We start from the raw sequence: 25,338 nt of genomic DNA, 5'->3' as shown, positions 1-25,338 counted from the left end.
TTCACTTACTGCTGGTTTTACGATTCTCATATTCTTTGGCGTGAGTCGTTTGTGGCCATGGCAATGTGTATGGAGCACACCAAAACCATGCGTTTTGGTCCTTGTGTGACCAACCCAAATATTCGTGACTGGTCTTTGTCAGCCAGCTTGTACGCGAGCTTGGCGCATCAAAGTAATGGTCGTTTCGATATCGGTCTTGGTCGTGGCGATTCTTCCATGCGTGTCATGGGCAAAAAACCAGCGACATTAGCGCGCCTTGCGGAATTTACTACCAAGGTAAAAGCCATGGTGCGCGGCGAAGAAGTGGAATATGGCGAATGTCCTGAACCCGTTAAACTGCCTTGGGCGACAGGCTACGAATTACCAGTTTGGATTGGCGCTTATGGCCCGAAAGCTTTAGCCACCGCTGGTGAAGTTGGCGATGGTTTGATTTTGCAAATTGGTGATCCTGATTTGGTGAAATGGTTTAAAGATCAAGCCATTAACGCTGGTGAAGCTGCCGGACGCGATATGTCTAACTTCAAAGTCCAAGCTGCTGCGCCAGCTTACTTTGGTGATATGAATTATTGTATCGAGCACACCAAATGGTTCCCTGCCATGGTGGGTAACCATGTGGCGGATATCGTTGAACAATATGGCAGTGATTCAGGTTTAGTGCCAAAAAGCTTAACGGATTACATCGAAAAACGTCGTGGTTACGATTACTCGAAACACGGTCAAAGCGACAACCCATTCTTGGACTTCATCACTGAAGATATCGTCAAAAGCTTCTGTGTATTGGGAACCGTTGAAGATCATATTGCCAAGATCAAAGACCTAGAAACGGCAGGAACCACGCAGTTCAACATCTACCTAGACAGCGGCGACGAAGAAGAAATTATCGCCAAATACGGCAGAGAGATTATCCCCGTTTTTAATGGCTAAGCAGTTGTTGTAATAATTGAGCGAATAACATTCCTCCTCGAAACTACCGCCTCCCTCGTTGGAATGTTATTCGCCCATGATGTTTAGGCCGTCGGCGAATGCATCTCTGTTCCTTCTCCTTTTGTCTACGATACAAGATATCATCTCCCCTTGAAGAAAGGGGGAGATGATTTAGTGATTAGTTGACTTAGCCTTCTGAACTTGAAAACCCGAATAAGTTACTTCGACGCAATCCTGATTGCGCGACCTTATGGAGTTTCAGAGTCAGTTAAAAATATCCTGTCCCACAGCAGTAAAAACAATCTATGCCTTACGATACAAGGAGCGTAGGAAGCAATCATGCGCCTATGAAAAAAATCAGGCATTAAAGGTCTTAAAGCGAATTTTTGCTTTTCTTTAAATTGAAGTTTTTGGGCGCTAGCAAAAAGTTACACGCCCAGCAGGGCGGAATAAAGGTCGGGAATACAAAGTGTTTGAATGGAACCCAAAGAAGAGAGTAAACCTTTCCCCTTAGCAGGGGGAGGAGCTAGTCTCTAGTCAATGATGATCGTTGCGTCTTAGGTGTGTTTCAAAGGCGCGTATCAGTAGCGATAAGCTGAGTGTGAGTACGAGATACATGAAGGCGACGACGTTGTAGGTTTCGAAGAATTGGAAGGTGGAGGAGCTGAATACTTTGCCGAGTTGGGTGATGTCTTGCACGCCGAGTACTGAAACGAGTGCGGAGTCTTTGATCATGGCGACTAGGTCGTTGCCAAGGGGAGGTAAGATTTTACGCATGGCTTGGGGTAGAGTGATAAGGCGGAAGCGGTGCCAGTTGGATAAGCCTAATGCTTTTGCTGCTTCTATTTGTCCTTTGCCAACTTCTTGAATGCCTGCGCGGAAGACTTCTGCAATGAAGGCGCTGTAACTAATGGCAAGGGCAATAATGGCGCGCCATAGAAGAGTAAAGTCTCGTGTGCGAGCCTTTTCTATCCAGCCTGCTTCAATCGGCATTTGTAATGCCCAGTTATAGAATTTCACCATTTCTGGTGCGCCGACAAAGGCTATGTAGAACAGCAGTACGAGAACGGGCACGCCGCGGAAGATTTCTACATAAAAACGGGCGAATTCACGAAGTATGCGATGACGAGAAAATCCTGCCAGTGCAATTAATAACCCAAGAAAACTTGCTAGTATAAAAGCGGTGAATGTTACACCTATTGTGGTGAGTAAGCCTTCGCTTAGTGCGCTCGCTATGCGCTGGTAGCTTTGGTCAGACACCATGTTCCATAACAGAACCAGAGCAATAATAATGATGGTGACGAGCCACCAAGGCGTGCGTTCTAGGGATTTTTTTAAGGGCATAATACATTCATAGCAAGACCGTTCCTTGGTGGTTAACAATAAAAAAACGGATCGCTATAAAAGTATAAGATCCGTTGCTGTGCGTTTGTTGTTTCTATTTACTGGTTTTTTTAGCGGTTATAGTCGAAGAACCATTTTTTGTTCAGGGCTTCTAAGGTGCCGTCTTTTTTCATGCTTTCGATTGCCGCATTGATCGGCTTAACAAGGTCTGAACCCGGAGCCAAAATGAAGCCAAAATCTTCAGAGCCCAACGGGCCGCCAACAATTTTGAATGCGCCAGGATTGGCGCCGATGTAACCACGGGCAGACGCGGCGTCCATTAGTACGCTGTCGACATCGCTAGATTTCAGCGCTTGAACGGATGCGCCAAAGGTGTCTAACAAGGTGATGCGTGAGTTGTTTTCATCGCCATCAAGCACATCGTAGACGGCTACATAAAAGTTGGTGGTGCCAGCTTGTGCACCAAATTGTAGATCTGGGTTGGCGGCAAAGGATTTGGCATCATTAAAGCGTTTTTCATCGGCACGAACCAACATGAACTGTTGAGAGGTCATGTAAGGAATGGTGAAGTCAATTTGCGCGGCGCGTTCTTCATTAATTGTGATGCCGTCCATACCGACATCGTATTGGCCCTGTTTGACGGCTTGGATCATGGTGTCCCAGCTACTTAGGTGCCATTCAATGTTAGCGTTTAGGCGCTTGCCAATTTCGTTCATGGCATCGTACTCCCAACCAATGCCTTCGCCCGTTGCTGGATCGACAAAGTTAAGAGGTGTGTAGGCATTTTCGGTGACGGCTAAAATAGTGCGGCCTTTAAGATCAGGCAAGTTGTCAGCGAAGCTGAAGCTGCTGATCGAAACGGCAGCGATAACCATCAAACGAGATAACAAAGACACCATGTTTTCATACCTTTTATGGGGTTGCTTTAAATTGGTTGTGATTATACACAGCCATAGTGCAAAGATCTCTAGCAAGCTTTAGGCCATCAAGTGGCATCTGGTGGCGTAAGCGAGTATATTTGCTTACCAGTATTTAAATCGATGAATGTGCATTTTTTAGGCTGCGATTAAGGTTACTATGTCCCGCGAATTACCACCTCAACAGGCTTTTCAAACCCATTGCTTAGCGCAAATGGGCGTGGTGTCCTGGTTGTCTATTGATAAAAATGAGTCTGCCACGGACAGTGTTTCGGGTACGGTTTTCATGCCGGTTCAGCCTTGGCCTATTGATATGGACGCGCCGTCCAACTCTTCCTTTGCAGACTCTTATCGCGATCAGCCTTCAGCCGGGTTTAGATCTGCTGAGCCTGTTCCCGCTCCAATGCCTAAATTATCGCCAGAAGAAAAAGAGCCCTTGGTTCATAACCTTCGTGAGCAGTTAAATGCGGGACCGGAAATTATTGTCGAAGATTTGCAGCCAATTGAAGAATTGGCTGTCGATATTGTGGTTGAGCCAGATCCAACGCTGAACACCCAAATTACGCGATTGAATATTCATGCTTACGCCTTGTCTAATAAGCTTTTGATTCTAAGTGATGTACCTCAAGTATTTACCCAAGCAGAAGACATTGAGCGTTTGGCGTTAAAAATGGGGCAAGCGCTTTTAAAACAGCCTATTGATGAATGGCAGGGCAGTGCGTTTACTTGGCCGGGGCAATTACGAAATCCGTATTTTTTGAATCGTACCGATTGGTTGTTTGGCGCTTTAGAAAGCTATGTGGGCCGTTTGGTAAAAGACTTCCCTGAAACACCATGGTTAGTGCTGGCTGGTGCGCAAATTACTCAGTTGGTGGAAGATTTACCGCCTGAAAGCTTTTTAAAACAATATCCTACTGCGCACATCGTAAGTTTGTCTGAATTGTATCGTATTCCTGAACTGCGCAAGGACGCGTGGCAAGTGATGCAATCCAGCTTTTTCCGTTAATCTTTTTGCCTTTAATGAAGCGTTCAATTTTATGATTCCTTCTGTTTCTATTCGTCTGGCTATTGAGTCAGATTTATTGCCTATTATCCAACTTGATGCCTTGTCTAACCCTCACCCTTGGGGTGAAAATTTGGTCGCTGATGCGTTACAAACGCGCAAAAATTGGGTTATTGAATTAGGTGATGCGACGCAAAAATCGATCGTTGGTTGGTTAACTGCTTCGGTGGTGCTTGATCAATCCGAATTAGAATTAATTGTGATTGATTCCTCTGTCCGTAGACAGGGGCTAGCCAGACAGTTGATGATAGTTTGGTCAGAAGCGGTCGCGCAGCAAGATGTCAGTGAGCTGTTATTGGAAGTGCGCGAGTCGAATCTAGGAGCCATTTCCCTGTACGAATCGTTAGGATTCGAACAGGTTGGTCGCCGAAAAAATTACTATCAAATAGAAAAAAAAGGACAAACAGAACAAGGCCACGAAGCGGCATGTTTGTTTACGCTAAAAATAGAAAAGTTTTTAAACGCAGTAGTCGCATGAAAGCTTTTATGAATTTAATGTATCTGAAAGAGGTAAGGTATGAGCAAGGTATTGGTTCCGATTGCTAATGGCAATGAAGATATTGAAGCCATTACGATTATCGATGTGTTGCGACGTGGTGGTGTAGAAGTCACTGTGGCGAGTATTCATGAGTCAAAACAGATTGTTATGGCACACGGCACTAAGCTAGAAGCTGATGTTTTATTGACCGAGGTTGGCGAGCAAATTTTTGACGCTGTGGTGTTAGCTGGCGGTATGCCAGGTGCTGAGCATTTGCGTGACTGCGAGTTGCTAATCGATATATTGGAAAAACATGACATCCAAGATGCTTTATTAGCGGCTATCTGTGCGTCACCCGCTGTGGTGTTTGGTACTCATGGTTTTGTGGTAGATAAACAAGCGACTTGTTACCCAGGCTTTGAAGATGGATTGATTGGTGCAGAATACATTGCCAATGAACCTGTAGTAATGGACGGTAACATTTTGACAGGCAAAGGGCCTGCCGCAGCGATGGTTTTTTCATTGACTGTATTAGGTAACTTAAATGGTTACGACGCTGCCAAAAATGTAGCTGATGGATTGTTGTGCTAAGAGGTTATTTTGCTCTATTCTTATTCTTGACTAAGAAGTCAAGAAAAAATGCGTTCAAATTCCGTGTTTTTGCCTGTTTTCTCGGCAATTCGGTGGACGCAAAAGCCGTATAAGAGTAGAATTAGGCAGATTTTTTGAACGCGAGATCCATTGGTTATCCATCATTGGAAGAACGGCAAAAACGCAATTTCTTAAAAGCGAGATGAGCCGCCGGTTTATCTCGCTTTTTTGCAACCTGATAGTCTCTAAATGGGAGGTTCCTTTGGCAACATCAGCGATTCTGGCTCTGGAAGACGGCACTATTTTTAAAGGGGTGTCGATCGGAGCAGATGGCTCCTCAACGGCCGAGGTAGTATTTAACACCTCGATGACCGGTTATCAAGAAATTCTTACTGATCCTTCCTATGCTCGACAAATGGTCACCTTGACCTATCCCCACATCGGGAATACTGGCGTTAACTCTGAAGACGAAGAATCCGACAAAATTTGGTGTGAAGGTTTGATTATTCGTGATCTTCCTTTGGTTGCTAGCAGCTGGCGCTCACAAGAATCTCTAGATTCTTACTTGAAGCGCAAAGGCGTGGTTGGTATTGCCGACATTGATACTCGTAAATTGACACGTATTCTACGAGAAAAAGGCGCGCTAGCAGGTTGCATCATGGCAGGTGAAAACCTAGATGAAGCGGCTGCGGTTGCTGCTGCCAAAGCTTTCCCAGGCTTGAAAGGCATGGATCTAGCGAAAGAAGTAACGGTTGAGAAAGCATACGAGTGGACTGAGTCTACTTGGGATCTTGTGAAGGGCCACTCTACGCCAGAATCTTTCGATTTCCACGTGGTTGCTTATGACTTCGGTGTGAAACGCAACATTCTTCGTATGTTGGTTGAGCGCGGTTGCCGTTTAACTGTTGTGCCAGCAAAAACTCCAGCAAGTGACGTTTTGGCGATGAATCCAGATGGCGTATTCCTATCTAATGGACCTGGTGACCCAGAGCCATGTGACTACGCGATTCAAGCTATTAAAGAAATCCTAGAAACAGAGATTCCTGTCTTTGGTATTTGTCTTGGACATCAGCTTTTGGCTTTGGCTTCTGGCGCGAAAACTAAGAAAATGAAGTTTGGTCACCACGGTGCAAACCATCCGGTACAAGCTATTGAAAAGGGCACAGTGATGATCACCAGCCAAAACCACGGTTTTGCGGTAGACGAAGACACTTTGCCAGCTAACCTTGTGATGACTCACAAATCTTTGTTCGATGGCTCTTTGCAAGGCATCGCGCGTACAGATAAGAGTGCATTCAGCTTCCAAGGTCACCCTGAAGCGAGCCCGGGGCCACATGATGTTGCACCCTTGTTCGATCAGTTCATTGAAAACATCAAAGCCACTAAAGCCTAAAAGTAGGAGCGGAGCGAAATATTATGCCAAAACGTACTGACATAAAAAGCGTCTTAATTTTAGGTGCAGGCCCTATTGTTATCGGTCAGGCTTGTGAGTTTGACTATTCTGGTGCGCAAGCGTGTAAAGCGCTGCGTGAAGAAGGTATTCGCGTTATTCTGGTGAACTCAAACCCAGCGACCATCATGACAGACCCATCGATGGCGGATGCGACTTACATTGAGCCAGTTGAATGGAAAACAGTAGAAAAAATCATTGAAAAAGAGCGCCCCGATGCGGTTCTACCGACGATGGGTGGTCAAACTGCATTGAACTGTGCGTTGGATCTTGAGCGTCACGGTGTTCTAGCAAAATACAATGTTGAGATGATCGGTGCGACAGCTGACGCTATCGACAAAGCAGAAGATCGTAGCCGTTTTGATAAAGCGATGCGTGCGATTGGTCTTGAGTGTCCACGTGCGGGTATTGCCCATAACATGGAAGAAGCGCTTAAAGTTCAAGCTGAAGTAGGCTTTCCTTGTATTATTCGTCCTTCTTTCACCATGGGTGGTACCGGTGGTGGTATCGCGTACAACATGGAAGAGTTCGAAGAAATCTGTACTCGTGGTTTGGATTTGTCTCCAACCAACGAATTGCTAATCGATGAATCTTTGATCGGTTGGAAAGAGTACGAAATGGAAGTTGTCCGCGACAAAAAAGACAACTGCATCATCGTTTGTGCGATTGAAAACTTCGACGCAATGGGTGTTCACACTGGTGACTCCATTACAGTAGCGCCAGCACAAACCTTGACGGATAAAGAATATCAAATCATGCGTAACGCTTCTTTGGCGGTATTACGTGAGATCGGCGTAGAAACGGGTGGTTCCAACGTACAGTTCGGTATGGATCCTCTAACAGGTCGTCTTGTGGTTATCGAGATGAACCCTCGTGTATCTCGTTCGTCTGCTTTGGCATCGAAAGCGACAGGTTTCCCAATTGCAAAAATCGCAGCAAAATTGGCGATTGGTTACACCCTTGATGAGTTGCAAAACGACATCACTGGTGGCCAAACTCCAGCGAGCTTCGAGCCAGCAATCGACTACGTTGTGACTAAGATTCCTCGTTTCACGTTCGAAAAATTCCCAACAGCGAATGATCGTCTAACCACGCAAATGAAGTCTGTTGGTGAAGTTATGGCGATTGGCCGTACTTTCCAAGAGTCTTTGCAAAAAGCATTGCGCGGCTTAGAAGTTGGTTCTGATGGCTTCAATCCTCAGTTGGATTTTGCTGAAGAAAACAGCAAAGAGAAATTGGCTTACGAGCTTCAATCTCCTGGTTCTGACCGTATTTGGTACATCGGTGATGCCTTCCGTTCTGGTATGACAGTCGACGAAGTTTACGAAGCAACAGGTGTTGATCATTGGTTCTTGGTGCAAATCGAAGACTTGATCAAAGAAGAAGCAGCGTTGGCAGACAAAGGTCTGATAGACATGACTTACGACGTAATTCGTCGTTTGAAGCGTAAAGGCTTTTCTGATGCGCGTCTTGCTAGCTTGTTAAGTGTGACTGAAAAGTCTATGCGTGAGCGTCGTTACTTAATGAACGTTCATCCAGTTTACAAGCGTGTTGATACCTGTGCAGCAGAATTTGCCACTAATACAGCGTATATGTACTCAACGTACGAAGACGAGTGTGAAGCTGCGCCAACGGATCGTGAAAAAATCATCATCCTTGGTGGTGGCCCGAACCGCATCGGTCAAGGTATCGAGTTTGACTACTGCTGTGTACACGCAGCGTTAGGTCTACGTGAAGACGGTTACGAAACCATTATGGTGAACTGTAACCCTGAAACTGTATCTACTGATTACGACACATCTGACCGTTTGTACTTCGAGCCAGTAACGCTTGAAGACGTGTTAGAAATCGTTCGTAAAGAAAAACCAAAAGGCGTAATCGTTCAATTCGGTGGTCAAACACCACTGAAAATTGCTCGTGCTTTGCAAAACGAAGGTGTGCCAATCATTGGTACAACACCTGAGTCTATTGACCGTGCAGAAGATCGTGAGCGTTTCCAAAGCATGATCCAACGTTTAGGTTACAAACAGCCTCATAACGCGACAGTGCGTAGTGTTGATCAAGCTGCAGCGAAAGCCGCAGTTATCGGCTATCCACTTGTGGTGCGTCCATCCTATGTATTGGGTGGCCGTGCGATGGAAATCGTTTATAACGAAAAAGAATTGATGCGTTACATGACCAGCGCTGTGAAAGTGTCTAACGACAGCCCTGTTCTGCTAGACCACTTCTTGAATGCGGCGATTGAGATTGATATCGATTGTATCTGTGATGGCCATCAAGTGGTTATCGGCGGCATCATGCAACATATCGAACAAGCTGGCGTTCACTCAGGTGACTCTGCGTGTTCTTTGCCACCATATTCTTTGTCTAAAGAAGTGCAAGACGACATTCGTGAGATGATCAAAAACATGGCGCTAGAACTTGGCGTTGTCGGTTTGATGAACACTCAGCTTGCGATTCAGGATGGCGAAATCTACGTAATTGAGGTTAACCCTCGTGCATCACGTACTGTGCCTTTCGTTTCTAAGTGTATCGGTCGTTCTTTGGCGCAAGTTGCTGCATTGGTTATGTCAGGTAAAACACTGGAAGAGCTTGGTTTCACCAAAGAAATCATTCCTTCTTACTACAGCGTGAAAGAAGCCGTTTTCCCATTCAACAAGTTCCAAGGTGTCGATCCGATTCTTGGGCCTGAAATGAAGTCTACGGGCGAAGTGATGGGCGTGGGTGATACCTTCGCTGAAGCTTTCGGTAAAGCGGTTCTTGGTGGCGGTACTGAATTGCCTACATCAGGTCGTGCTTTTATCAGTGTTCGCGATATGGACAAAGAAGGTGCAGTAGACGTTGCTCGTCGCTTGGCTGAACTAGGATTTGACCTTGTCGGTACCGAAGGCACAGCTAAATACCTAACTGAGCGCGGCGTTGAAGTTCGCAAAGTGAATAAGGTGAATGAAGGTCGTCCTCATATCGTTGATATGATGAAAAATGGCGAAATTGATTACATCATCAACACTACGTCTGGTACGCAAGCGATTGCAGATTCTTCTGTTATTCGTCGTACAGCTTTACAGCGCAAGGTTTGTTACACTACGACATTGGCTGGTGCTGAAGCAACGAGTATGGCGATTAGCCTAACAGGTGAAACGAAAGTTAGAAGACTGCAAGATTTGCACTTGGGGAAATAATGAAAAAAGTACCAATGACAGTAGAAGGTGAAGCTCGTCTTCGAGAAGAGCTAAATCACTTGAAAACTGTCGTCCGTCCTCGCGTGATTGCGGATATCGCAACCGCGCGTGAGCATGGCGACTTAAAAGAAAACGCAGAGTATCACGCCGCTCGTGAAGAACAGGGATTTGCTGAAGGTCGAATTAAAGAGATCGAAGGTAAACTTGCAGATTCACAAGTGATTGACGTTAAATCTTTGCCTGTATCGTCTAAAGTAATTTTCGGCACGACAGTAACACTGTTTAATGTAGATACCGAAGAAACGGTTACTTATAAGATTGTCGGCGATGATGAAGCGGATGTGAAAGTGAAGAAAATTTCTTACGCTTCACCTATCGCGAAAGCCATTATTGGGAAAGAGGAAGGTGACGAAGTTGCCATTCAAGTTCCTAGTGGTGAAGTTGTTTACGAAATCGAGAAAGTCGAATACCTATAATAGGTATTAAAGGCTTGCTTCTAAAAACCACGATGTGAAAGCATCGTGGTTTTTTTATGGCTTGAATTTATAGGTTGGTCGTAATCATTTGGACACAAAGCTTGGCTATTATTTCACAATAATTAACTAAGTTGTTTTGACTTCGGTTTATTTCTTAACCTATGATGAATTTTGGTGCCTATTGGGCGATAGTACTAGTTGATGTTTTATATAAGGTAATTTTCATTTCTCTTAAAAATTAAAATAAATGTAATTGGCACATGTGCAAGCATGTTGTTTTGATCCTTGATTTAATCGATGGGTTGGTATTATGAAAAATTTCTCATTACGTAAAAAAATTCTTATCATTACTGTTATTTGTTTCTTTGTATTTTTTGTTGCTTTAGTTATTCAGAGTGTTACTACATTACAAAAGAATATTGAGTCAGCACTGGAAGAGGAAGTTGATCTAGTATCCGAAGTATTTAGTGATAACGTTGGGAACTGGCTGAAAGATAGACAAAATGCGGTAAGCAAGCTTGCCAAGACAATTTCAGAATACCCCGACATTCAACCCTATATATTGTTAGATCAAGTCAGAGAGGGCTTAGGCTTCTCGATTACTTACTATGGTAACGAAAAGGGGGAAATGTACCGTAATGACCCTAACTTAAACCCACCTAATTATGACCCAAGAGTGCGCAGTTGGTATAAGGGTGCAAAAGAGGCTAATGGTCGATTCTTGGCTTCTCCATTTGTTTCCGCTAGTACCAATGAATACGTTGTCACATTATCCGAAGCAGTAAACAAAGATGGTCAGTTTATCGGTGCTATTGGCGCCAACCTTACCTTGGAACAACTCACGGTATTTGTTAATAAACTCAAAGTGCCTGGTGACGGTTATGCCATAGTGGTTGATAAAAGTGACCAAATAGTTGCGCATCCGGATTCAAAACTACAAAGTAAAAAAGCCTCAGAACTAAATGAAAATTTTGCAGGTACTCTTTTAGAAAAAATTGTTGCTAAACGTACGCTTCAAGATATGTCATTAGACGGCCGTGACCGTCTTATTTATGTGACAGCTATCCCTAATTCAAATTGGTCTCTTATTTTAGTAATGGATAAAGAGACATTATTTGCTCCAGTACGCAGTCAGCTTATAAGCCAAGTTATCATCAGCTTTATTATCTTGGCAGTTATTTTGATTATCATGTCTTTGTTATTGAAAATGATGTTGAAAAATCTCAGTGCTATTACTAAAAACTTAGATGAAATTGCTAATGGTAATGGTGATTTAACGATTCGTTTAGAGGTTAAAAGTGGCGATGAGATTGGTCAATTGGCAACGAGTTTCAATCGGTTTGTCGGACAACTGCATGGCATCATTAGCCGGTTGAGTGATACGTCTAAGGACTTGTTGTCTGAAGCAAGTGGTGTATCGAAAGTTTCAGATCAGCAAAACGATAGGTTGCAGCGCCATCAAAGTGAAATTCACATGGTAGCGACTGCCGTGACTGAGATGGCGGCAGCTACCCAAGAAATATCGTCTAATGCAGAGCAAACTGCTTATTCGGCAAGAAGCTGTGTCACCGTAAGTGAAAAAGGTCGCAAAGAAGTTGAGAAAAGTCAGCGTTCGACAGAAACCTTAGCCGAAGAAGTAGGTCGAGCAAGCCAAATAATTGGCGATTTAAATAAGCATGTACAGAGTATCAACTCTATTCTATCAACCATTAGCGGCATATCTGAGCAAACCAATCTACTTGCACTAAACGCAGCGATTGAGGCTGCTCGGGCAGGTGAACAAGGTCGTGGTTTTGCTGTGGTGGCTGATGAGGTAAGGGTTTTGTCGCAACGTACTCATAGCTCAACTCAAGAAATTCAAGGCATGATAGAGTCTTTGCAAGCTGCTGCAGAAAGCGCTGTTAAAGCAACTGATAAAGGTAAGGAGATGGCTAACCAGAGCGTTTCTGATGCAGAGGAAGCAAACTTAAGTTTAGGTCAGATTCTTGAGTCCATTAATCAAATCAATGATATGGCAGCACAAATAGCGACTGCTGCTGAAGAACAATCTTCCGTTACACTCGAAATTAGCCGCAATACTGAAACCATTCGAGGTGTTGGTGATGAGATGTCGGAAGCAAGTAAACTTGCCGCCGAACAAGCTAAAAAACTGCATGACTTGGGACGACAAATAAATCAAGAAGTCGCTAAATTTAGACTTTAAAAGTACTCATTTTTAAACACTTATTTAAAAGCGTTAATTTAAAAAGGGGAATCACTCACAGTGATTCCCCTTTTTATTATTTACCTTTTTTATCGGGTATTTATTCAAAGAATAACTCTTCATCCTTAGTTCTGTTGTCTTTGTTGCTAACGAAGTCGTTGTAAGTAAGAACAGATGTTATTAACATCGGGTGCACTGATTTACAGTTACTTAAACGAGAAAGTGCCATGGCCAGCCGAATTCTACTATCCCATTCCAATGATCCTCACTTCAACCTCGCGGTGGAAGATTGTATTTTTCGCTCCATGCCAGCAGATCAGCGAGTGTTGTTCCTATGGCGTAATGCGGACACCGTGGTGATTGGCCGCTCTCAGAATCCTTGGAAAGAATGCAATATCAACAAGATGGAGCAAGATAAAATTCACCTTGCTCGTCGCCAAAGTGGTGGCGGAGCGGTCTTTCATGATTTGGGCAATACTAACTTCACCTTCATGGCGGGCAAGCCTGAGTACAACAAAGAAGTCTCCACCGAGATTGTTTTGCAAGGCTTGAAGAAGCTAGGTATTGAAGGTTACGCCAATGGCCGAAATGATTTAGTGGTGGGCGAAGGTGAAGAGATGCGTAAATTCTCAGGCTCCGCCTACAAAGAAACCAAAGATCGTGGCTTTCATCATGGTACTTTATTGTTACATGCGGATTTAAGTCGCTTAGCCAATTACCTAAACCCAGATCTGAAAAAGCTCCAGTCTAAAGGCATCACCTCCGTACGTTCACGAGTCACCAATCTAAATAGCTTGTATCAGACTATTGATCACCAGCTTGTATGTGACGCCATTGTTGAAGCGTTTTGTGAATACTTTGGCGAAGTACCTGTCATAGAGGAAATTTCCCCTGAAGCCTTGCCTGACTTGCCCGGCTTTGTTGAAAAATTCGCCCAGCAACAAAGCTGGGATTGGAACTTTGGCAAATCACCGCAATTTACCCACACGTTAGACGAACGCTTCAAATGGGGCGGCGTAGAGATTCACCTCGACCTGAGCAACGCACAAATTACCGCCGCGCAAACTTTCACCGACAGCCTATTCCCTGATCCAATTGAGCTGCTTGCAGAAAAACTCGTCGGCGTGACTTACCGACCAGACGCCATTGCGGCATGTATCGACTCGGTTATTGAGAATTTTCCAGACCATAAAAACGACTTAGAAGAGATGAAAGAGTGGTTGGTTAAGGCGGTTTCTTAGCTAATTATTCGATTGGCCAGTAGTTAGGTCTTTGATGATTAGAGGCGATAGCAACGATTAGTAACAAGGTCGCCTCTAATTTGATAATTAAGCTAAATCGATAAACTATAGTTCTTCACTTAAAGTTTGAAGCGTCTTATCTTGAAACTGGAACACCTCAAACATGCCTAATACTCGCAGAGAGGGAAGCGTCTCTTTAATGGCCTCGAAGAGTTTCGATTTTTCTTCCTCGGTGGTGGTTGGGTCTTGCCAGAGTTTAGCATTTTGCAAAAATGCGGCTACTGTCCCTTTGCGAATGTGAATGCCTTCAAGATTAGCTTGGTTAACATCTTCGGGCAAAATGTCTTCTGGTTTGATAATGGATGTCATGATGAAGCCTCTTATATTGATGAATGAGGGCTCAGTATAGTGCTGGAATTTTGGCTATACTCCATTAATTAAGACAAGCAATACTGAGAAATCGCCAAAATGAAAAACTCCCTGTCGTTTGCGGATATTATTCACCAATCTGATGCTGACTTAATCTTGTCAGTAGAGTTAATCGAAAATCAAATAAGAGAAACAGAACTGCATCGACATGCATTTGGTCAGTTGGTTGGTAGCTTGGAAGGGCTTTTGTCGGTGCAAACAGAATCCGGTTGGTGGGTCGTTCCTGCAACCCATACCGTATGGATTCCACCAAATACATTGCATGGCGCGAAATCCCATGGCCCTTTTAGAGGTTGGAGTGTTTACCTTGCCCCAAAAAGAAGCCAATTACTTGATAGCTCACCAAAAACCTTCCAAACAACACCATTACTAAAAGAGCTAGTGCATCGAGCAGCCAGCTGGTCTGACGATACGTCTCAAGCTGTGAAAAGTCGCTTATCCGAAGTGTTGTTTGATGAAATCGTGAACTTGCCAGAAGCCTTGTTTGGTTTGCTACAACCTGGATTACCATCCCTGAAAAAGATGACAGATGGGCTACTATCTAACCTTGCAGATAATCGAAGTCTAGAGGAATGGGCTAGATCCATTGGCTTGTCTTCGAGAACCTTAGCGCGACGCTTTAACGAGCAAACAGGGTTAGGTTTTTCTGAATGGCGGCAACGAGCAAGGGTGTTGAGCGCTATCGAAATGTTGGCCGACAACGTACCCGTAACCAATATTGCGTTCACCTTGGGCTATGAAAATGTCAGCGCCTTTATTGCCATGTTTCGTCGTGTAATGGGGGTAACACCGGGGCAATATATTCAGTTCAATAACGATTGATTCATTGTTTGAGCTGAATAGGGGAAGTAATAAACAGTTACCAAAGCCACTAAGCCACTGTTACAACTTGGTTGAAAAGTAGCTGTTTGTTCCGCTTGGAAGGCGGTGGCAGGAATGATACCTGATTAGGATGGTTCCACTGATCGCAGCTTGCGGGTTAGCTGTTGATTTGCTTTGGGTGTTTACTTTATACTCAGTGGTACAGAATTAAGTACAGGAAATGAATTATGGATGCTATCAGTTATACAACAGCTCGAGCTAATTTGGCTAAAACGATGGCAAAGGTCTGTGATGATCATTCGCCAGTCATTATCACGCGTAAAAGCGAAAGCCCAGTTGTGATGATGTCGTTAGAAGATTATGAGTCCATGCAAGAAACTACCTACTTGCTGCGTTCGCCAGCGAACGCCAGAGTCTTGTTGGAGTCTATTGCTGAACTGGAAGCGGGTAAGGGTGTTGAAAGAGAGTTAATCGAGTGAGGCTCACGTTTTCAACTGTGGCTTGGGATCAGTATCTTTACTGGCAGGGCACAGATAAGAAAGTATTAAAGCGGATAAACTTATTAATCAAAGATATTCAGAGCGAACCTTATGAAGGAATTGGTAAACCAGAACCTTTAAAACATGGCCTTGCTGGTTATTGGTCTCGCCGCATCAATGATGAACACCGAATTGTTTATAAATATCAAGATGATGCGATTTGGATCGCTCAGTTGAGATATCACTATTAGGGCTTCTGTTTAATTTAAATAGCTCTTTACAAGGATCCCTGTAATTTCGGCGACTAAGTTGAGGAAAATTGCCCGTATCGTATCAAATAATGAGTTTAACTTAGTGTTAATGGGTTGGGTACTTTAAGTGTTCGGATGATTAGCTAGCAAAATTAACGATAGTCTGTATTTTAAGGATCTGCTCCTTTTTTGTTAGTGAGGTAGAAATGGAAGAGTCTCTTACTCTTAATCAATTTTGGTTATATTTTCATGATGGTATTAAAGATCTTAATCCCGTAAAAGGAATGGTAGATAAAGTTTTTAGAGGGCAATCACAAGATTACCCTCTTTTGCCCTCAATAGTTCGAGGTTTATCTGAGGGTGGAAAGGCCTTTTTTGATTGCCATGAACCAAATGTGATTTCAGCGTTTAAGCGTGGTGCTAGAGCGTTTCTAGCTAATCGAGAAAAACCTAGCTGTGAATTAGAGTGGATGGTTTTAGCTCAGCACTATGGCTGTCCAACCAGATTGCTTGATTGGACTACAAACCCTCTGGTTGCTTTATTCTTTGCGAGTGAAAGTCATGACGATAGGGATGGCGTGATTCATATTGTTGAAGACTCTATGATAGAAGACCGGATTGAATATATAAATTTAAAGACGTGTTATGTAGATCAAGAAATAAATAGTTCCTTAGTTATCCAGCCTACGGTAGCCGACGCTGGAACTTTTATAAGGCCTCCATATGAAGATCAGCGTTATTTGAATCAATCAACAGTACTTTTTCTTAGTGTTGAGCCTTTTAATGAGCCATCTTTTCGTAAACACCGCAAGCTCATTGTTCCACATCACTTAAAAGCTGAAATTAGGAGTTCTTTAAGGGAGATGGGGGTCTCTGCGTATTTTATATACCCTGGCTTAGAAGGTGTTGCTCGGGACATAAAAATGTATGTGTGTAGAAGCCAAGCGGCGTTTCGATGAGGTAGGCGATAGTTTCGAGAGAGAAACGCCGCTTGGCTTGGTGTCATGTACAAAAGTCTGTGCTGGGCTGAAGCCGCGACCTACATGAAAGCTTCGCTTTCTTCGGCACATTACGCTGTCGCTTATGATGCCCTACGATTTGTTCTGTTTCTAATGTAAATAAAAACACCAGCCTCGGCTGGTGTTTTTATTAGCGCTGTACAAAAAGCTAAACGGTTAAGATTGAGCTTTTTTGAACGCTTTGATCAGGGCTTGGGTGGAGGCATCCAGTGCGCTGTTGTCGCTGTCGCTAACAAGGCGGTTGTAGATGTCTGTTCCCAATACTTTGCCCAGCTCTACGCCCCATTGGTCGAATGAGTTGATTCCCCATATAGTGCCTTGTACAAAAGTACGGTGCTCGTATAGGGCGATCAAGGCACCAATGGTCGCTGGTGTCATTTTATCAGTCAGTAGGGTATTACTTGGGCGGTTGCCTGGAATCACTTTGTGTGGCGCGATAGCGGCGATTTGATCGTCTGTCGAACCTGAATCACGAAGTTCTTGCTGCGCTTGCTCAAGTGTTTTACCAACCATCAAGGCTTGTGACTGACTTAAGCAGTTAGCAAACAATTGTGCGTGGTGTTCGCCAATTGGGTTGTGAGGCGCCAATGGCACAATAAAGTCTACAGGTACAAGACGTGTGCCTTGATGCAATAACTGGTGATAAGCGTGTTGACCGTTGGTGCCAGCGCCACCCCAGATAATTGGGCCTGTGTCTGTTTCTACACCATCGCCATTCAATAGCGTCGATTTACCGTTACTTTCCATGTCTAGCTGCTGGATGTGAGCTGGCATGGCGCGTAGGTAATGGTCGTAAGGAATCAAGGCGTGAGTTTGTGCGTTGTGGAAGTTGATGTACCACACGCCAAGCGCGCCCATGATAACGGGTAGATTCTCTTCAAACGGTGCTGTACGGAAGTGCTCGTCCATTTGATGAGCGCCGTCTAGCAATTCGTAGAAGTTGTCCATGCCAACGGCAATAGCAACTGGCAAGCCAATTGCAGACCAAAGTGAATAGCGTCCGCCAACCCAATCCCACATCGGGAAGATATTTTCTTTTGCCATGCCGAAGTCGACGGCTTTTTTTACATTCGAGCTAACCGCGGCGAAGTGTTTACTGACGTCGCTTTGTGAGCCACCGTTGCTTAGGAACCAATCACGCGCTGCGTTAGCGTTAGATAAGGTTTCTAAAGTGCCGAAGGTTTTAGATGAGATCACAAAAACGGTTGTTTCAGGGTTCACTAGCTTCAGTTTGCCAGTGATGTCTGAACCATCGATGTTCGCCACAAAATGTACTTTAATGCCGTCTTTTTCGTATGGCGTTAAGGCTTCAGCGACAACTTTTGGGCCAAGGTAAGAACCACCGATGCCGATGGAAATAACGTCGGTAATGAGTTTGCCTGTGTAACCTTTCCATTCGCCGCTGTGTAGCTGCGCAACAAATTTTTCCATTTGCTTAAGAGTGCTGCGAACTTCTTCTAGTACGTTAACGCCGTCGACCATTAGTGAATCTTGCGCTTGGCTAGCACGTAGGGCGATGTGCAATACAGAGCGATCTTCGGTGTTGTTGATGTGCGCACCGCTGAACATGCCTTTAATTGCTTTTTCTAAGCCCGCTTCTTTTACTAAGTCTGTTAGTAGTCCAAGAGTTTTTTCATTGGCGCGGTTTTTTGCGTAATCCAATGTCCAGCCAGCCGCTTGTGTGGTGTATTTTTCGGCACGTTTTGGGTCTGCTGCAAACAAGGACTTCATGTTAACAGATGCCATTTCTTGTTTGTGCTCTGTTAATTTCTGCCAAGCTGTCAATTCTGTGGGTGAGCCCATTACAATCTCCCTAGAAATCAAAGTTATAGCTCTACACGCAAGTTATCAATTAAGCGTGCTTTACCTAGATATGCCGCCGTCAATATGACGAGGCGCTTCTCTTCTTCTGATGGTGTTTGTAAATTTTCTTGTGCGCGGATTTCGAAATAATCACGACGGAAACCAGCTGCTTCAAGCTTCTGCTGAGCTTGTTCGCAAATGTCCTCGTGACTCGCACGGTTTTCAATTAACGCTTCTTTTGCCCATAACAAGGTTTGATAAATTGTTGGGGCGATGCGTCTTTCTTCTTCTGTTAAGTAGCCATTACGCGAACTCATGGCAAGGCCATCTTCGTTGCGTGCGGTATCAACACCTATAATACGTACGTTAGAGCTTAGGTCACGTACCATGTCTTGAATGACTTTAAGCTGTTGAAAATCTTTGTTACCAAATATGGCGCAGTCTGGCTGAACAATATTAAATAATTTTGTCACGACTGTGGAAACGCCAACAAAATGCCCTGGGCGAGAAGCACCACAAAGAATGTCAGAAATGCCGACGACTTCGATTTGTGTTTGACTGCGTTTGCCGTCTGGGTACATTTCTAGTGCATCTGGTGCAAACAGGTAATTGCAGCCGTTGGCTTCAAGAACGCGTTTGTCTTCTTCCAAGGTTTTTGGGTAGCGCTCTAAATCGCTTTGATCCGAAAACTGCATTGGGTTAACGAAGATAGAAGATACAATGATTTCACCTTCTTCTTTCGCTTTGCGAATCAGTGACATATGGCCGTCATGCAGATTGCCCATGGTTGGGACAAACACAATGCTTTTGTCTTTCAAGCGTTCTATTTTAAGCGCGATACGAAGCTCTGCCACGGTATGGAATGTTTTCATGATTTGAATCCGTGCTCTGGCCCTGGGAATGTAACGTCTTTAACTTCTTGTACGAAGGCTTCAAAGGCTTGCGTTACATTGCGACCGTCAGTTAAAAAGTTTTTAACGAATTTTGGTGTGTGGCCTAGATTGACGCCAATCATGTCATGCATTACCAGAACTTGGCCATCGGTATGGTGTCCAGCGCCAATGCCGATAGTTGGCACAGAAACGGCTTCAGTAAGTATTTTACCGAGTTCTGTTGGGATGCATTCGTATAGAAGAATGTCTGCCCCTGCAGCAACAAGGTCTAAAGATTCTTGTAGTAATAAGTCGGCTGCGTCTTGGCTTTTGCCTTGTACTTTATAGCCGCCAAATTTATGTACAGACTGTGGCGTAAGGCCTAAATGCGCACAAACGGGAATGCCGCGTTGGCTCAGTAATTTCACTGTGTCTGCTAGCCAGCTGCCGCCTTCTAGTTTGACCATGTTTGCGCCAGCTTGCATTAGTTTTGCCGCGTTATCTAGCGCTTGTTCAGGCTTGCTGTAACTCATAAAAGACATATCTGCGAGGATGAAGGCGTTAGTGTTGCCTCGTTTTACTGCCGCCGTGTGGTAGCACATGTCTTCGATGGTAACGGGTAATGTACTGTCTTGGCCTTGTATGACCATGCCTAGAGAATCGCCAACCAGAATAGTTTCAACACCAGCAACGTTCATCACATTGGTAAATGATGCGTCATAGCTTGTTAGGCAGGTAATTTTTTCTTTATCTGCTTTCATTTTTTTAAGCGTGGATAAGGTAACTGGTTTGGTGAGTTTTCTTTGAGAGTTATCTGAATACATAATTTATTCTTCTTTGATAAAGACCAAATCGTTGGTATCAAGTTGCTGTAATTGCTCGGTAACGGTTTTTCCATTCGCTAAGAGCATATCAGGCGCTAGGTCGCTAAGCGGCTTTATGACAAACCCTCGTTCTAGCATGAAGGGATGTGGCACGGTTAGCCTTGGTAACTGTATTGTTTCTTGTCCGTACAATAACAGATCTAAGTCTAGGGTGCGCGGTCCCCAATGGCGTTCTCTTACTCGACGTTGTGACTGTTCTATGCTTTGTAATAAATCAAGTAGGACGATAGGGGAGAGATTAGTTTCGAATGTCGCAACGGCATTAATATAGTCCGGTTGATCCTGTGGGCCAACGGGCTTGCTGCCATAAATAGAAGAAACACGAAGATTTTTTAAATCGTCGTGTTTCTTTAGGGCGTCAATGGCGCGATCAAGTTGCACCACTGGATTTTCAAGATTACTGCCGAGGCCAATATAAGCGTGTATCAAGACGCATCCTCTTACTCGTCAAACGTTTCACTTTGTGGAGCTGTGCTTGTCGCGTTGCCATTACTCTTTCTACGACGACGAGGGCGGCGTTTCTTCGGGCCTTCGTTGTCTTTAGTAAATAAGTCTATGCTTTTGATGAGCTCTCTTTGTTGGCTTTCTGTGCCATGCTGGAATTTTTCCCACCAATCGCCTAGTCCATCCAGGTTTGCACCACTTAATTCACGAATAAGTAAGAAGTCGAAACCAGCACGGAAGCGAGGATGTTCAAGCAATAAGAAAGCACGTTTGCCATAGCGTTTTGGTAGTCGGTACTGCATGTCCCAGATTTCACGCATTGGAGTTGAGAATCGGCGTGGGATAGCGGTTGATGCGACTTGGTTGTCTAATACCATATTGGCTGCTTGGTGCAATGCCGGCGTCGCAGGCATGCCTTGTGCTTGGAATTCTTCATGACGAAGAGCCACACTTGGCCACAGTAATACGGCGTATAAGAAATAAGGCGCTGTGGTCTTACCGCTTTGGATGCGATCGTCGGTGTTTTTTAGACCTTGAAGGATGAAAGCTTCTGGGTCGATGTCATTACGTTTCCAGCCGCTTTGCAGTAATGCGTCAGTGTCTGGAAATAAATAACGGAACAAGCCGTATTGGCGCAGCAAGCGGAATGTTTCAATACCATTGCCGCTACCAAGCAGTTTTAATACTTCTTCAAATAGGCGCGCTGGTGGAATGTGATCCAGCAGATGTGCCATTTCTTTAATAGGGGCTGCGGTTTCAGCTTCTAGTTCAAATCCTAGCTTGCCAGCAAAACGAATTGCGCGCAGCATACGAACTGGGTCTTCTTGATAACGCTGACGAGCGTCACCAATAATGCGAATCTGTTTGTGTTCAATGTCTTTTAAGCCACCACAGTAATCGTGAATACTGAAGTCCTTCACATTGTAATATAAGGCATTAAAAGTGAAGTCGCGGCGTTCTGCATCTTCTTCAATATTGCCGTAGACATTATCACGCAATACGATACCGTGAGCGGATCGTGCCGAGTCTTTGCCTTTTAAAGAAGTGTTTTGTGTATCGTCATCGTCATTGTCGTCTTGAGCTGAATTTGCTCTGAATGTTGAGACTTCGATGATTTCGCGCCCAAACGTTACATGGACCAATTTGAAGCGGCGGCCAATGAGTCTTGAGTTTGAGAAAATGGTGTGAACTTCTTCGGGAGTGGCATTAGTAACAACGTCAAAATCTTTTGGCTCAATGCCAATAAGATGATCTCGAACACAGCCACCAACAAGAAAGGCGTCGAAACCCGCTTTATTTAGGCGATACAATACTTTTACGGCATTTGGGCTTAAATTTTGTCGAGATAAGCTATGATCGCTGCGAGGGATGATAATAGGGTAAGTCTGTGCCTTTGGAGAGGCAAACAGTGAGGTAGCTTTACGTACCAGAGATTTTAATCCTGTAAGCATTAGACAACAAATTTTAAAGTTAACGAAAAGGGCATTCTACACGTGATGAAGTAAAGTTACACGGATAATGGTATTGTTTGAGCAAAATGGGTATGTCGATATAGAAGAGATAACTGAAGCGATTGAATATTTACTAATCAGTAAATAAAATAATCGCTTTGGATACATGAAGATACTAGTTCCGAAAACAAAGTGGGTGCTGCTTCTGCAGTTCTACTCAGGTTTTATTTTTATTATTGCATTGTTTTCATTGCCCGAAGGCTTGTATATCTAAAAAGATCAATTATCCAAAGCGATTTTCCATCCATAGCCTCAAGTTTTTATTTTTATTTGAAGAGGCTACAGTGTTCCTAGATTTTATTATTATTTTTAAGAACCTACATACGACGATTAACTTATTTTTATTCTTGGTCAATCTTCTTATCGTTGTGTCATATATAAGGCATTTGTTGTGCCAAAAACAATAAAGTGCTGATTTTGTTGGGTTTTGATATATTTTTGTACACTTTCTTTACAATTTTGTGTTTATTTTTTGGGTATTTTGGTAGCAAGTGTTACTTTTAGTTTGTTACTTTTTTGGGTATTGCCAGTTTCTGTCTTCTTTCCCACAAGCTTTTTCTTGATATGCCCAAAGAATGTGCAAGCTGTGTCTCGGTCATCTTGTGTTGGTGCGTAAGAACAAAATGTTTGAAGTAGTCATCTAGCGTTGTGCCGGCCATTAAGTCGTGTTCTGTCAATCGCGAAATGTTTGTGGTGCTTGATTGCTTCTGCTGGTCAGCTAGTTTTAGGTTGGCTGCTTCGACTCTTTCAGGAGGGCTAAGAATTACGGCTCTTTCTATGGCATTTTCTAGCTCTCGTACGTTTCCAGGCCAGTTATGGGCGCGGATGGCTTTGTCGAAAGCTTGATTGTATTTGTAAATTGGCTTGTTGTGCTTCAAACAAGCTTTCTCAAGAAGAATCTGCGCCAGCATGGAAATGTCATCATCTCTGTCTCTCAGCGGCGGTAGGAGCAGTTCCATTACGTAAAGACGATAGTATAAATCCTCCCGGAAAAGTCCCTGTTTGACCATCTCTATTAGGTTCCTATGTGTTGCGGTAATAAGTCTGATATTTACTTTGGTCGACTGCGTTGCGCCTACTTTGCGTATCTCGCCTTCTTGTAAGACTCGCAATAGTCTTGCTTGCGCTTCTAGTGGCAATTCACCGATTTCATCCAAAAATAATGTGCCTTTGTCGGCGGCGAAAATCAGACCATCATGAGATGAGTTTGCTCCGGTAAAGGCGCCTTTTTCATGACCGAAAAGCTCTGATTCTATTAGGTTTTCTGGGATGGCTGCGCAGTTTACACTGATGATTGGGTGGTTGTGGCGTTGGCTTAAGTTGTGCAACGCTTTGGCAACTAGCTCTTTACCTGTTCCTGACTCCCCTCTGATAAGAACGGTGACATGGGTTCCTGCAATTTTATACATGTCACTGAAGAGTTCTTGCATTGGTGGGCATCGACCGATAATGCCGCTGCCAGCTGAACCTAGTGCAATTGATTCTTCTTTGGCCTCTTCTGCTGTGTTGGCGAAAAGTACATGGGTTGTCTGTTTTGATGGCTGCGCTGGTTGTTTGTTTTGTTCTAGTGCGTTTACTACGTGTTTTAGTAGTGTTTCTGAGTCAGTTGGTAGGGGGAGGTAATAAAGCGCCCCTTGCGCCATGCTGCTAACACCTGTGCTCAAACTGGCTTTTGCATCAAGTACGATGCGATGTGGCACGCTAGGGAGTTCTATATTACTTTCGGCAAGGTGGTTAATGGCTTCTTGGTCGATCAGCAATAGATGGAATTCAGACAGCTCGTAGTATCGGTTGGCTTGCTCTAATGTGTTGCTGGTATTTACCTGAAAGCCATATCGAGACAACCATTTTTCTGATTCTTTGAGTGGTGAGTTGTCTGGGCAAATGATCATAATGCTGTGCATGAATTGTCACCTCTTGTAACTAGTGTAACGATTATACACATGCAAGCTTATTGGTCGAGAGCACTTCTATCTGAATCAAGGCGAACTAAATGGCATTTATTTAGGTGATGGCTGTGGGGCGTTAGATGAAATGCAGGTCTTGCTCTTCGAGTGGTAGGTCCTTTATTCCTTTTAATTTGCTTGAGTCCCATGCTTCGATGGCTAGCGATAACGCCTCCGTGATGGAAGAGGGCGACACTAAATCAATTTTTAGATAGTGGAGTGCGCGTAATAGTGTCGGAAGATGGTTGTTTTCAATCGCTTTAGCATGATTTTGTTTGCTGATTTTATCGCCGGAATGATTAGTAATTAGCGGAATGTGGCAAATTTTTGGCGGCGTCCAACCAAATAAATCGTAAAGGTAAAGTTGTTGGGCTGTGGTTTCTATTAAGTCTGCACCTCTTACGAGGTGGTTGATTTTTTGTAAGTGGTCGTCAACTACAACGGCAAGTTGGTAAGAAAAAAAGCCGTCTTTTCTTTTTAAAATCGGACAATTGTTTTTTAGATCATCCGTAAACAGTAAAGTGCCTTGAATGCTATCTTGGCATTGATAAACAGCCGTGCTGGTTCTTAGTCGCCATGAATGAGGTTTGCTAGTCGAGCTTTGGCATTCAAGTGGGTGGTTACCATCATATTGAGCGAGAGACTGGCGTGTGCAATTGCATGGAAATATGATCTGTTGCTTTTTTAATTCAGACAGTAGTTGTTCGTAAATATGAATGCACTGACTTTGAATTCGAATTGGTTCGTCGGAAAAAAGCTGATAACTGTTGAGTGTCTCGGTGATTTGCTCGGAAAAACTAGGCTTGCAGCGTGTGCCATCCACATCTTCAATGCGAATAATCCAGCTGCCTTGCTGTTTTTTTGCATCCAAATAGCTCGCTAATGCGCTGACTAGCGAGCCAAAATGGAGTGGGCCGGTTGGCGAAGGTGCAAAACGGCCACGATAAATATTCGAAACGGCACTGTCGTGGTTAGACACTGTTTTTAAGCGCTGTTCTTAAATACACAG

Annotated in this window: 23 protein-coding genes; 13 read left to right on the top strand and 10 right to left on the bottom strand. The window is 44.0% G+C overall.

Features of this window, described 5'->3' with window-relative positions:
• Positions 1 to 924, top strand: a 924-nt coding sequence (locus BUA59_RS22595; RefSeq protein ID WP_072842361.1) for a TIGR03842 family LLM class F420-dependent oxidoreductase, incomplete at its 5' end; no start/stop codon positions are given.
• Positions 925 to 1,461: 537 nt separating this feature from the next.
• Here BUA59_RS22595 and BUA59_RS22590 read toward each other — a convergent pair.
• On the bottom strand, positions 1,462 to 2,268 hold the full coding sequence (locus tag BUA59_RS22590) for an amino acid ABC transporter permease (protein ID WP_084122665.1): 807 nt from the start codon (positions 2,266 to 2,268) through the stop codon (positions 1,462 to 1,464).
• 110 nt (positions 2,269 to 2,378) lie between these two features.
• Positions 2,379 to 3,167 (bottom strand): transporter substrate-binding domain-containing protein, encoded by a 789-nt coding sequence (locus BUA59_RS22585; RefSeq protein WP_072842356.1) that lies wholly within the window; start codon positions 3,165 to 3,167, stop codon positions 2,379 to 2,381.
• A 178-nt stretch (positions 3,168 to 3,345) separates the two neighbouring features.
• Between BUA59_RS22585 and BUA59_RS22580 the strand changes: the two genes are divergently transcribed.
• From BUA59_RS22580 to lplA, 8 genes are all read left to right on the top strand, one after another.
• The gene (locus BUA59_RS22580) at positions 3,346 to 4,191 is read left to right on the top strand and encodes a hypothetical protein (RefSeq protein ID WP_072842355.1); all 846 of its coding nucleotides are present in this window, start codon (positions 3,346 to 3,348) and stop codon (positions 4,189 to 4,191) included.
• A 31-nt stretch (positions 4,192 to 4,222) separates the two neighbouring features.
• On the top strand, positions 4,223 to 4,726 hold the full coding sequence (locus BUA59_RS22575) for a GNAT family N-acetyltransferase (protein WP_072842353.1): 504 nt from the start codon (positions 4,223 to 4,225) through the stop codon (positions 4,724 to 4,726).
• Positions 4,727 to 4,765: 39 nt separating this feature from the next.
• The gene (locus BUA59_RS22570; RefSeq protein WP_012071697.1) at positions 4,766 to 5,317 is read left to right on the top strand and encodes a DJ-1 family glyoxalase III; all 552 of its coding nucleotides are present in this window, start codon (positions 4,766 to 4,768) and stop codon (positions 5,315 to 5,317) included.
• A gap of 262 nt (positions 5,318 to 5,579) precedes the next feature.
• Positions 5,580 to 6,710, top strand: coding sequence for a glutamine-hydrolyzing carbamoyl-phosphate synthase small subunit (gene carA, locus BUA59_RS22565; RefSeq protein WP_072842351.1), 1,131 nt, complete (start codon positions 5,580 to 5,582; stop codon positions 6,708 to 6,710).
• Between the two features lie 23 nt (positions 6,711 to 6,733).
• The gene (gene carB / locus BUA59_RS22560; RefSeq protein ID WP_072842349.1) at positions 6,734 to 9,949 is read left to right on the top strand and encodes a carbamoyl-phosphate synthase large subunit; all 3,216 of its coding nucleotides are present in this window, start codon (positions 6,734 to 6,736) and stop codon (positions 9,947 to 9,949) included.
• Positions 9,949 to 10,425: a transcription elongation factor GreA gene (gene greA, locus BUA59_RS22555; RefSeq protein WP_072842347.1), complete on the top strand. Its 477-nt coding sequence runs from the start codon at positions 9,949 to 9,951 to the stop codon at positions 10,423 to 10,425. The genes carB and greA overlap by 1 nt, the downstream gene beginning before the upstream one ends.
• 310 nt (positions 10,426 to 10,735) lie before the next feature.
• Entirely contained in the window at positions 10,736 to 12,628 is a 1,893-nt protein-coding gene (locus BUA59_RS22550; RefSeq protein ID WP_072842346.1) for a methyl-accepting chemotaxis protein, read from the top strand.
• 227 nt (positions 12,629 to 12,855) lie between these two features.
• Positions 12,856 to 13,869, top strand: a complete 1,014-nt coding sequence (lplA, locus tag BUA59_RS22545) for a lipoate--protein ligase (RefSeq protein ID WP_072842343.1) — start codon at positions 12,856 to 12,858, stop codon at positions 13,867 to 13,869.
• Between the two features lie 105 nt (positions 13,870 to 13,974).
• On the opposite strand, the gene BUA59_RS22540 is transcribed toward lplA, so the two are convergent.
• Complete coding sequence (locus BUA59_RS22540; protein ID WP_084122663.1) at positions 13,975 to 14,238, bottom strand: hypothetical protein; 264 nt, start codon at positions 14,236 to 14,238, stop codon at positions 13,975 to 13,977.
• A 99-nt stretch (positions 14,239 to 14,337) separates the two neighbouring features.
• Between BUA59_RS22540 and BUA59_RS22535 the strand changes: the two genes are divergently transcribed.
• From BUA59_RS22535 to BUA59_RS22520, 4 genes are all read left to right on the top strand, one after another.
• Positions 14,338 to 15,120 carry an AraC family transcriptional regulator gene (locus tag BUA59_RS22535; RefSeq protein ID WP_072842341.1) on the top strand — a complete coding sequence of 261 codons (783 nt, stop codon included), beginning with the start codon at positions 14,338 to 14,340 and terminating at the stop codon, positions 15,118 to 15,120.
• A 227-nt stretch (positions 15,121 to 15,347) separates the two neighbouring features.
• Positions 15,348 to 15,599 carry a type II toxin-antitoxin system Phd/YefM family antitoxin gene (locus BUA59_RS22530; protein ID WP_072842339.1) on the top strand — a complete coding sequence of 84 codons (252 nt, stop codon included), beginning with the start codon at positions 15,348 to 15,350 and terminating at the stop codon, positions 15,597 to 15,599.
• Complete coding sequence (locus BUA59_RS22525) at positions 15,596 to 15,850, top strand: Txe/YoeB family addiction module toxin (RefSeq protein ID WP_072842337.1); 255 nt, start codon at positions 15,596 to 15,598, stop codon at positions 15,848 to 15,850. The genes BUA59_RS22530 and BUA59_RS22525 overlap by 4 nt, the downstream gene beginning before the upstream one ends.
• A 206-nt stretch (positions 15,851 to 16,056) precedes the next feature.
• The gene (locus tag BUA59_RS22520) at positions 16,057 to 16,809 is read left to right on the top strand and encodes an FRG domain-containing protein (RefSeq protein WP_084122659.1); all 753 of its coding nucleotides are present in this window, start codon (positions 16,057 to 16,059) and stop codon (positions 16,807 to 16,809) included.
• A 216-nt stretch (positions 16,810 to 17,025) separates the two neighbouring features.
• Here the strand turns inward: BUA59_RS22520 and pgi are convergent, their stop codons facing one another.
• From pgi to gluQRS, 7 genes are all read right to left on the bottom strand, one after another.
• Positions 17,026 to 18,672 (bottom strand): glucose-6-phosphate isomerase, encoded by a 1,647-nt coding sequence (gene pgi / locus BUA59_RS22515; protein WP_072842335.1) that lies wholly within the window; start codon positions 18,670 to 18,672, stop codon positions 17,026 to 17,028.
• A 23-nt stretch (positions 18,673 to 18,695) separates the two neighbouring features.
• Positions 18,696 to 19,544 (bottom strand): pantoate--beta-alanine ligase, encoded by an 849-nt coding sequence (gene panC, locus BUA59_RS22510; RefSeq protein WP_072842333.1) that lies wholly within the window; start codon positions 19,542 to 19,544, stop codon positions 18,696 to 18,698.
• Positions 19,541 to 20,368: a 3-methyl-2-oxobutanoate hydroxymethyltransferase gene (gene panB, locus BUA59_RS22505; protein WP_072842331.1), complete on the bottom strand. Its 828-nt coding sequence runs from the start codon at positions 20,366 to 20,368 to the stop codon at positions 19,541 to 19,543. Before panB ends, panC begins: the two co-directional genes overlap by 4 nt.
• Positions 20,369 to 20,371: 3 nt before the next feature.
• Positions 20,372 to 20,854: a 2-amino-4-hydroxy-6-hydroxymethyldihydropteridine diphosphokinase gene (gene folK / locus BUA59_RS22500; RefSeq protein ID WP_217653773.1), complete on the bottom strand. Its 483-nt coding sequence runs from the start codon at positions 20,852 to 20,854 to the stop codon at positions 20,372 to 20,374.
• A 14-nt stretch (positions 20,855 to 20,868) separates the two neighbouring features.
• Positions 20,869 to 22,323, bottom strand: a complete 1,455-nt coding sequence (pcnB, locus tag BUA59_RS22495; protein WP_072842327.1) for a polynucleotide adenylyltransferase PcnB — start codon at positions 22,321 to 22,323, stop codon at positions 20,869 to 20,871.
• 560 nt (positions 22,324 to 22,883) lie between these two features.
• A complete protein-coding gene (locus BUA59_RS22490) occupies positions 22,884 to 24,287 on the bottom strand; it encodes a sigma-54-dependent transcriptional regulator (protein WP_072842325.1) in 1,404 nt (467 codons plus the stop codon).
• A gap of 121 nt (positions 24,288 to 24,408) precedes the next feature.
• On the bottom strand, positions 24,409 to 25,308 hold the full coding sequence (gene gluQRS / locus BUA59_RS22485) for a tRNA glutamyl-Q(34) synthetase GluQRS (protein WP_072842323.1): 900 nt from the start codon (positions 25,306 to 25,308) through the stop codon (positions 24,409 to 24,411).
• Positions 25,309 to 25,338 lie beyond the last annotated feature (30 nt).

Source organism: Marinomonas polaris DSM 16579, from assembly GCF_900129155.1.
Lineage (GTDB): Bacteria > Pseudomonadota > Gammaproteobacteria > Pseudomonadales > Marinomonadaceae > Marinomonas > Marinomonas polaris.
The sequence above is the reverse complement of the archived record's forward strand: the minus strand, read 5'-3'. Positions and strand labels throughout refer to the sequence as shown.

What these genes read in the sequence shown, in the direction of transcription:
- BUA59_RS22590 (WP_084122665.1), bottom strand. Translation starts at nt 2,268, where the DNA reads ATGCCCTTAAAAAAATCCCTAGAACGCACGCCTTGGTGGCTCGTCACC.
- BUA59_RS22585 (WP_072842356.1), bottom strand. Translation starts at nt 3,167, where the DNA reads ATGGTGTCTTTGTTATCTCGTTTGATGGTTATCGCTGCCGTTTCGATC.
- BUA59_RS22580 (WP_072842355.1), top strand. Translation starts at nt 3,346, where the DNA reads ATGTCCCGCGAATTACCACCTCAACAGGCTTTTCAAACCCATTGCTTA.
- BUA59_RS22575 (WP_072842353.1), top strand. Translation starts at nt 4,223, where the DNA reads ATGATTCCTTCTGTTTCTATTCGTCTGGCTATTGAGTCAGATTTATTG.
- BUA59_RS22570 (WP_012071697.1), top strand. Translation starts at nt 4,766, where the DNA reads ATGAGCAAGGTATTGGTTCCGATTGCTAATGGCAATGAAGATATTGAA.
- carB (WP_072842349.1), top strand. Translation starts at nt 6,734, where the DNA reads ATGCCAAAACGTACTGACATAAAAAGCGTCTTAATTTTAGGTGCAGGC.
- greA (WP_072842347.1), top strand. Translation starts at nt 9,949, where the DNA reads ATGAAAAAAGTACCAATGACAGTAGAAGGTGAAGCTCGTCTTCGAGAA.
- BUA59_RS22550 (WP_072842346.1), top strand. Translation starts at nt 10,736, where the DNA reads ATGAAAAATTTCTCATTACGTAAAAAAATTCTTATCATTACTGTTATT.
- lplA (WP_072842343.1), top strand. Translation starts at nt 12,856, where the DNA reads ATGGCCAGCCGAATTCTACTATCCCATTCCAATGATCCTCACTTCAAC.
- BUA59_RS22540 (WP_084122663.1), bottom strand. Translation starts at nt 14,238, where the DNA reads ATGACATCCATTATCAAACCAGAAGACATTTTGCCCGAAGATGTTAAC.
- BUA59_RS22535 (WP_072842341.1), top strand. Translation starts at nt 14,338, where the DNA reads ATGAAAAACTCCCTGTCGTTTGCGGATATTATTCACCAATCTGATGCT.
- BUA59_RS22530 (WP_072842339.1), top strand. Translation starts at nt 15,348, where the DNA reads ATGGATGCTATCAGTTATACAACAGCTCGAGCTAATTTGGCTAAAACG.
- BUA59_RS22520 (WP_084122659.1), top strand. Translation starts at nt 16,057, where the DNA reads ATGGAAGAGTCTCTTACTCTTAATCAATTTTGGTTATATTTTCATGAT.
- pgi (WP_072842335.1), bottom strand. Translation starts at nt 18,672, where the DNA reads ATGGGCTCACCCACAGAATTGACAGCTTGGCAGAAATTAACAGAGCAC.
- panC (WP_072842333.1), bottom strand. Translation starts at nt 19,544, where the DNA reads ATGAAAACATTCCATACCGTGGCAGAGCTTCGTATCGCGCTTAAAATA.
- panB (WP_072842331.1), bottom strand. Translation starts at nt 20,368, where the DNA reads ATGTATTCAGATAACTCTCAAAGAAAACTCACCAAACCAGTTACCTTA.
- pcnB (WP_072842327.1), bottom strand. Translation starts at nt 22,323, where the DNA reads ATGCTTACAGGATTAAAATCTCTGGTACGTAAAGCTACCTCACTGTTT.
- BUA59_RS22490 (WP_072842325.1), bottom strand. Translation starts at nt 24,287, where the DNA reads ATGCACAGCATTATGATCATTTGCCCAGACAACTCACCACTCAAAGAA.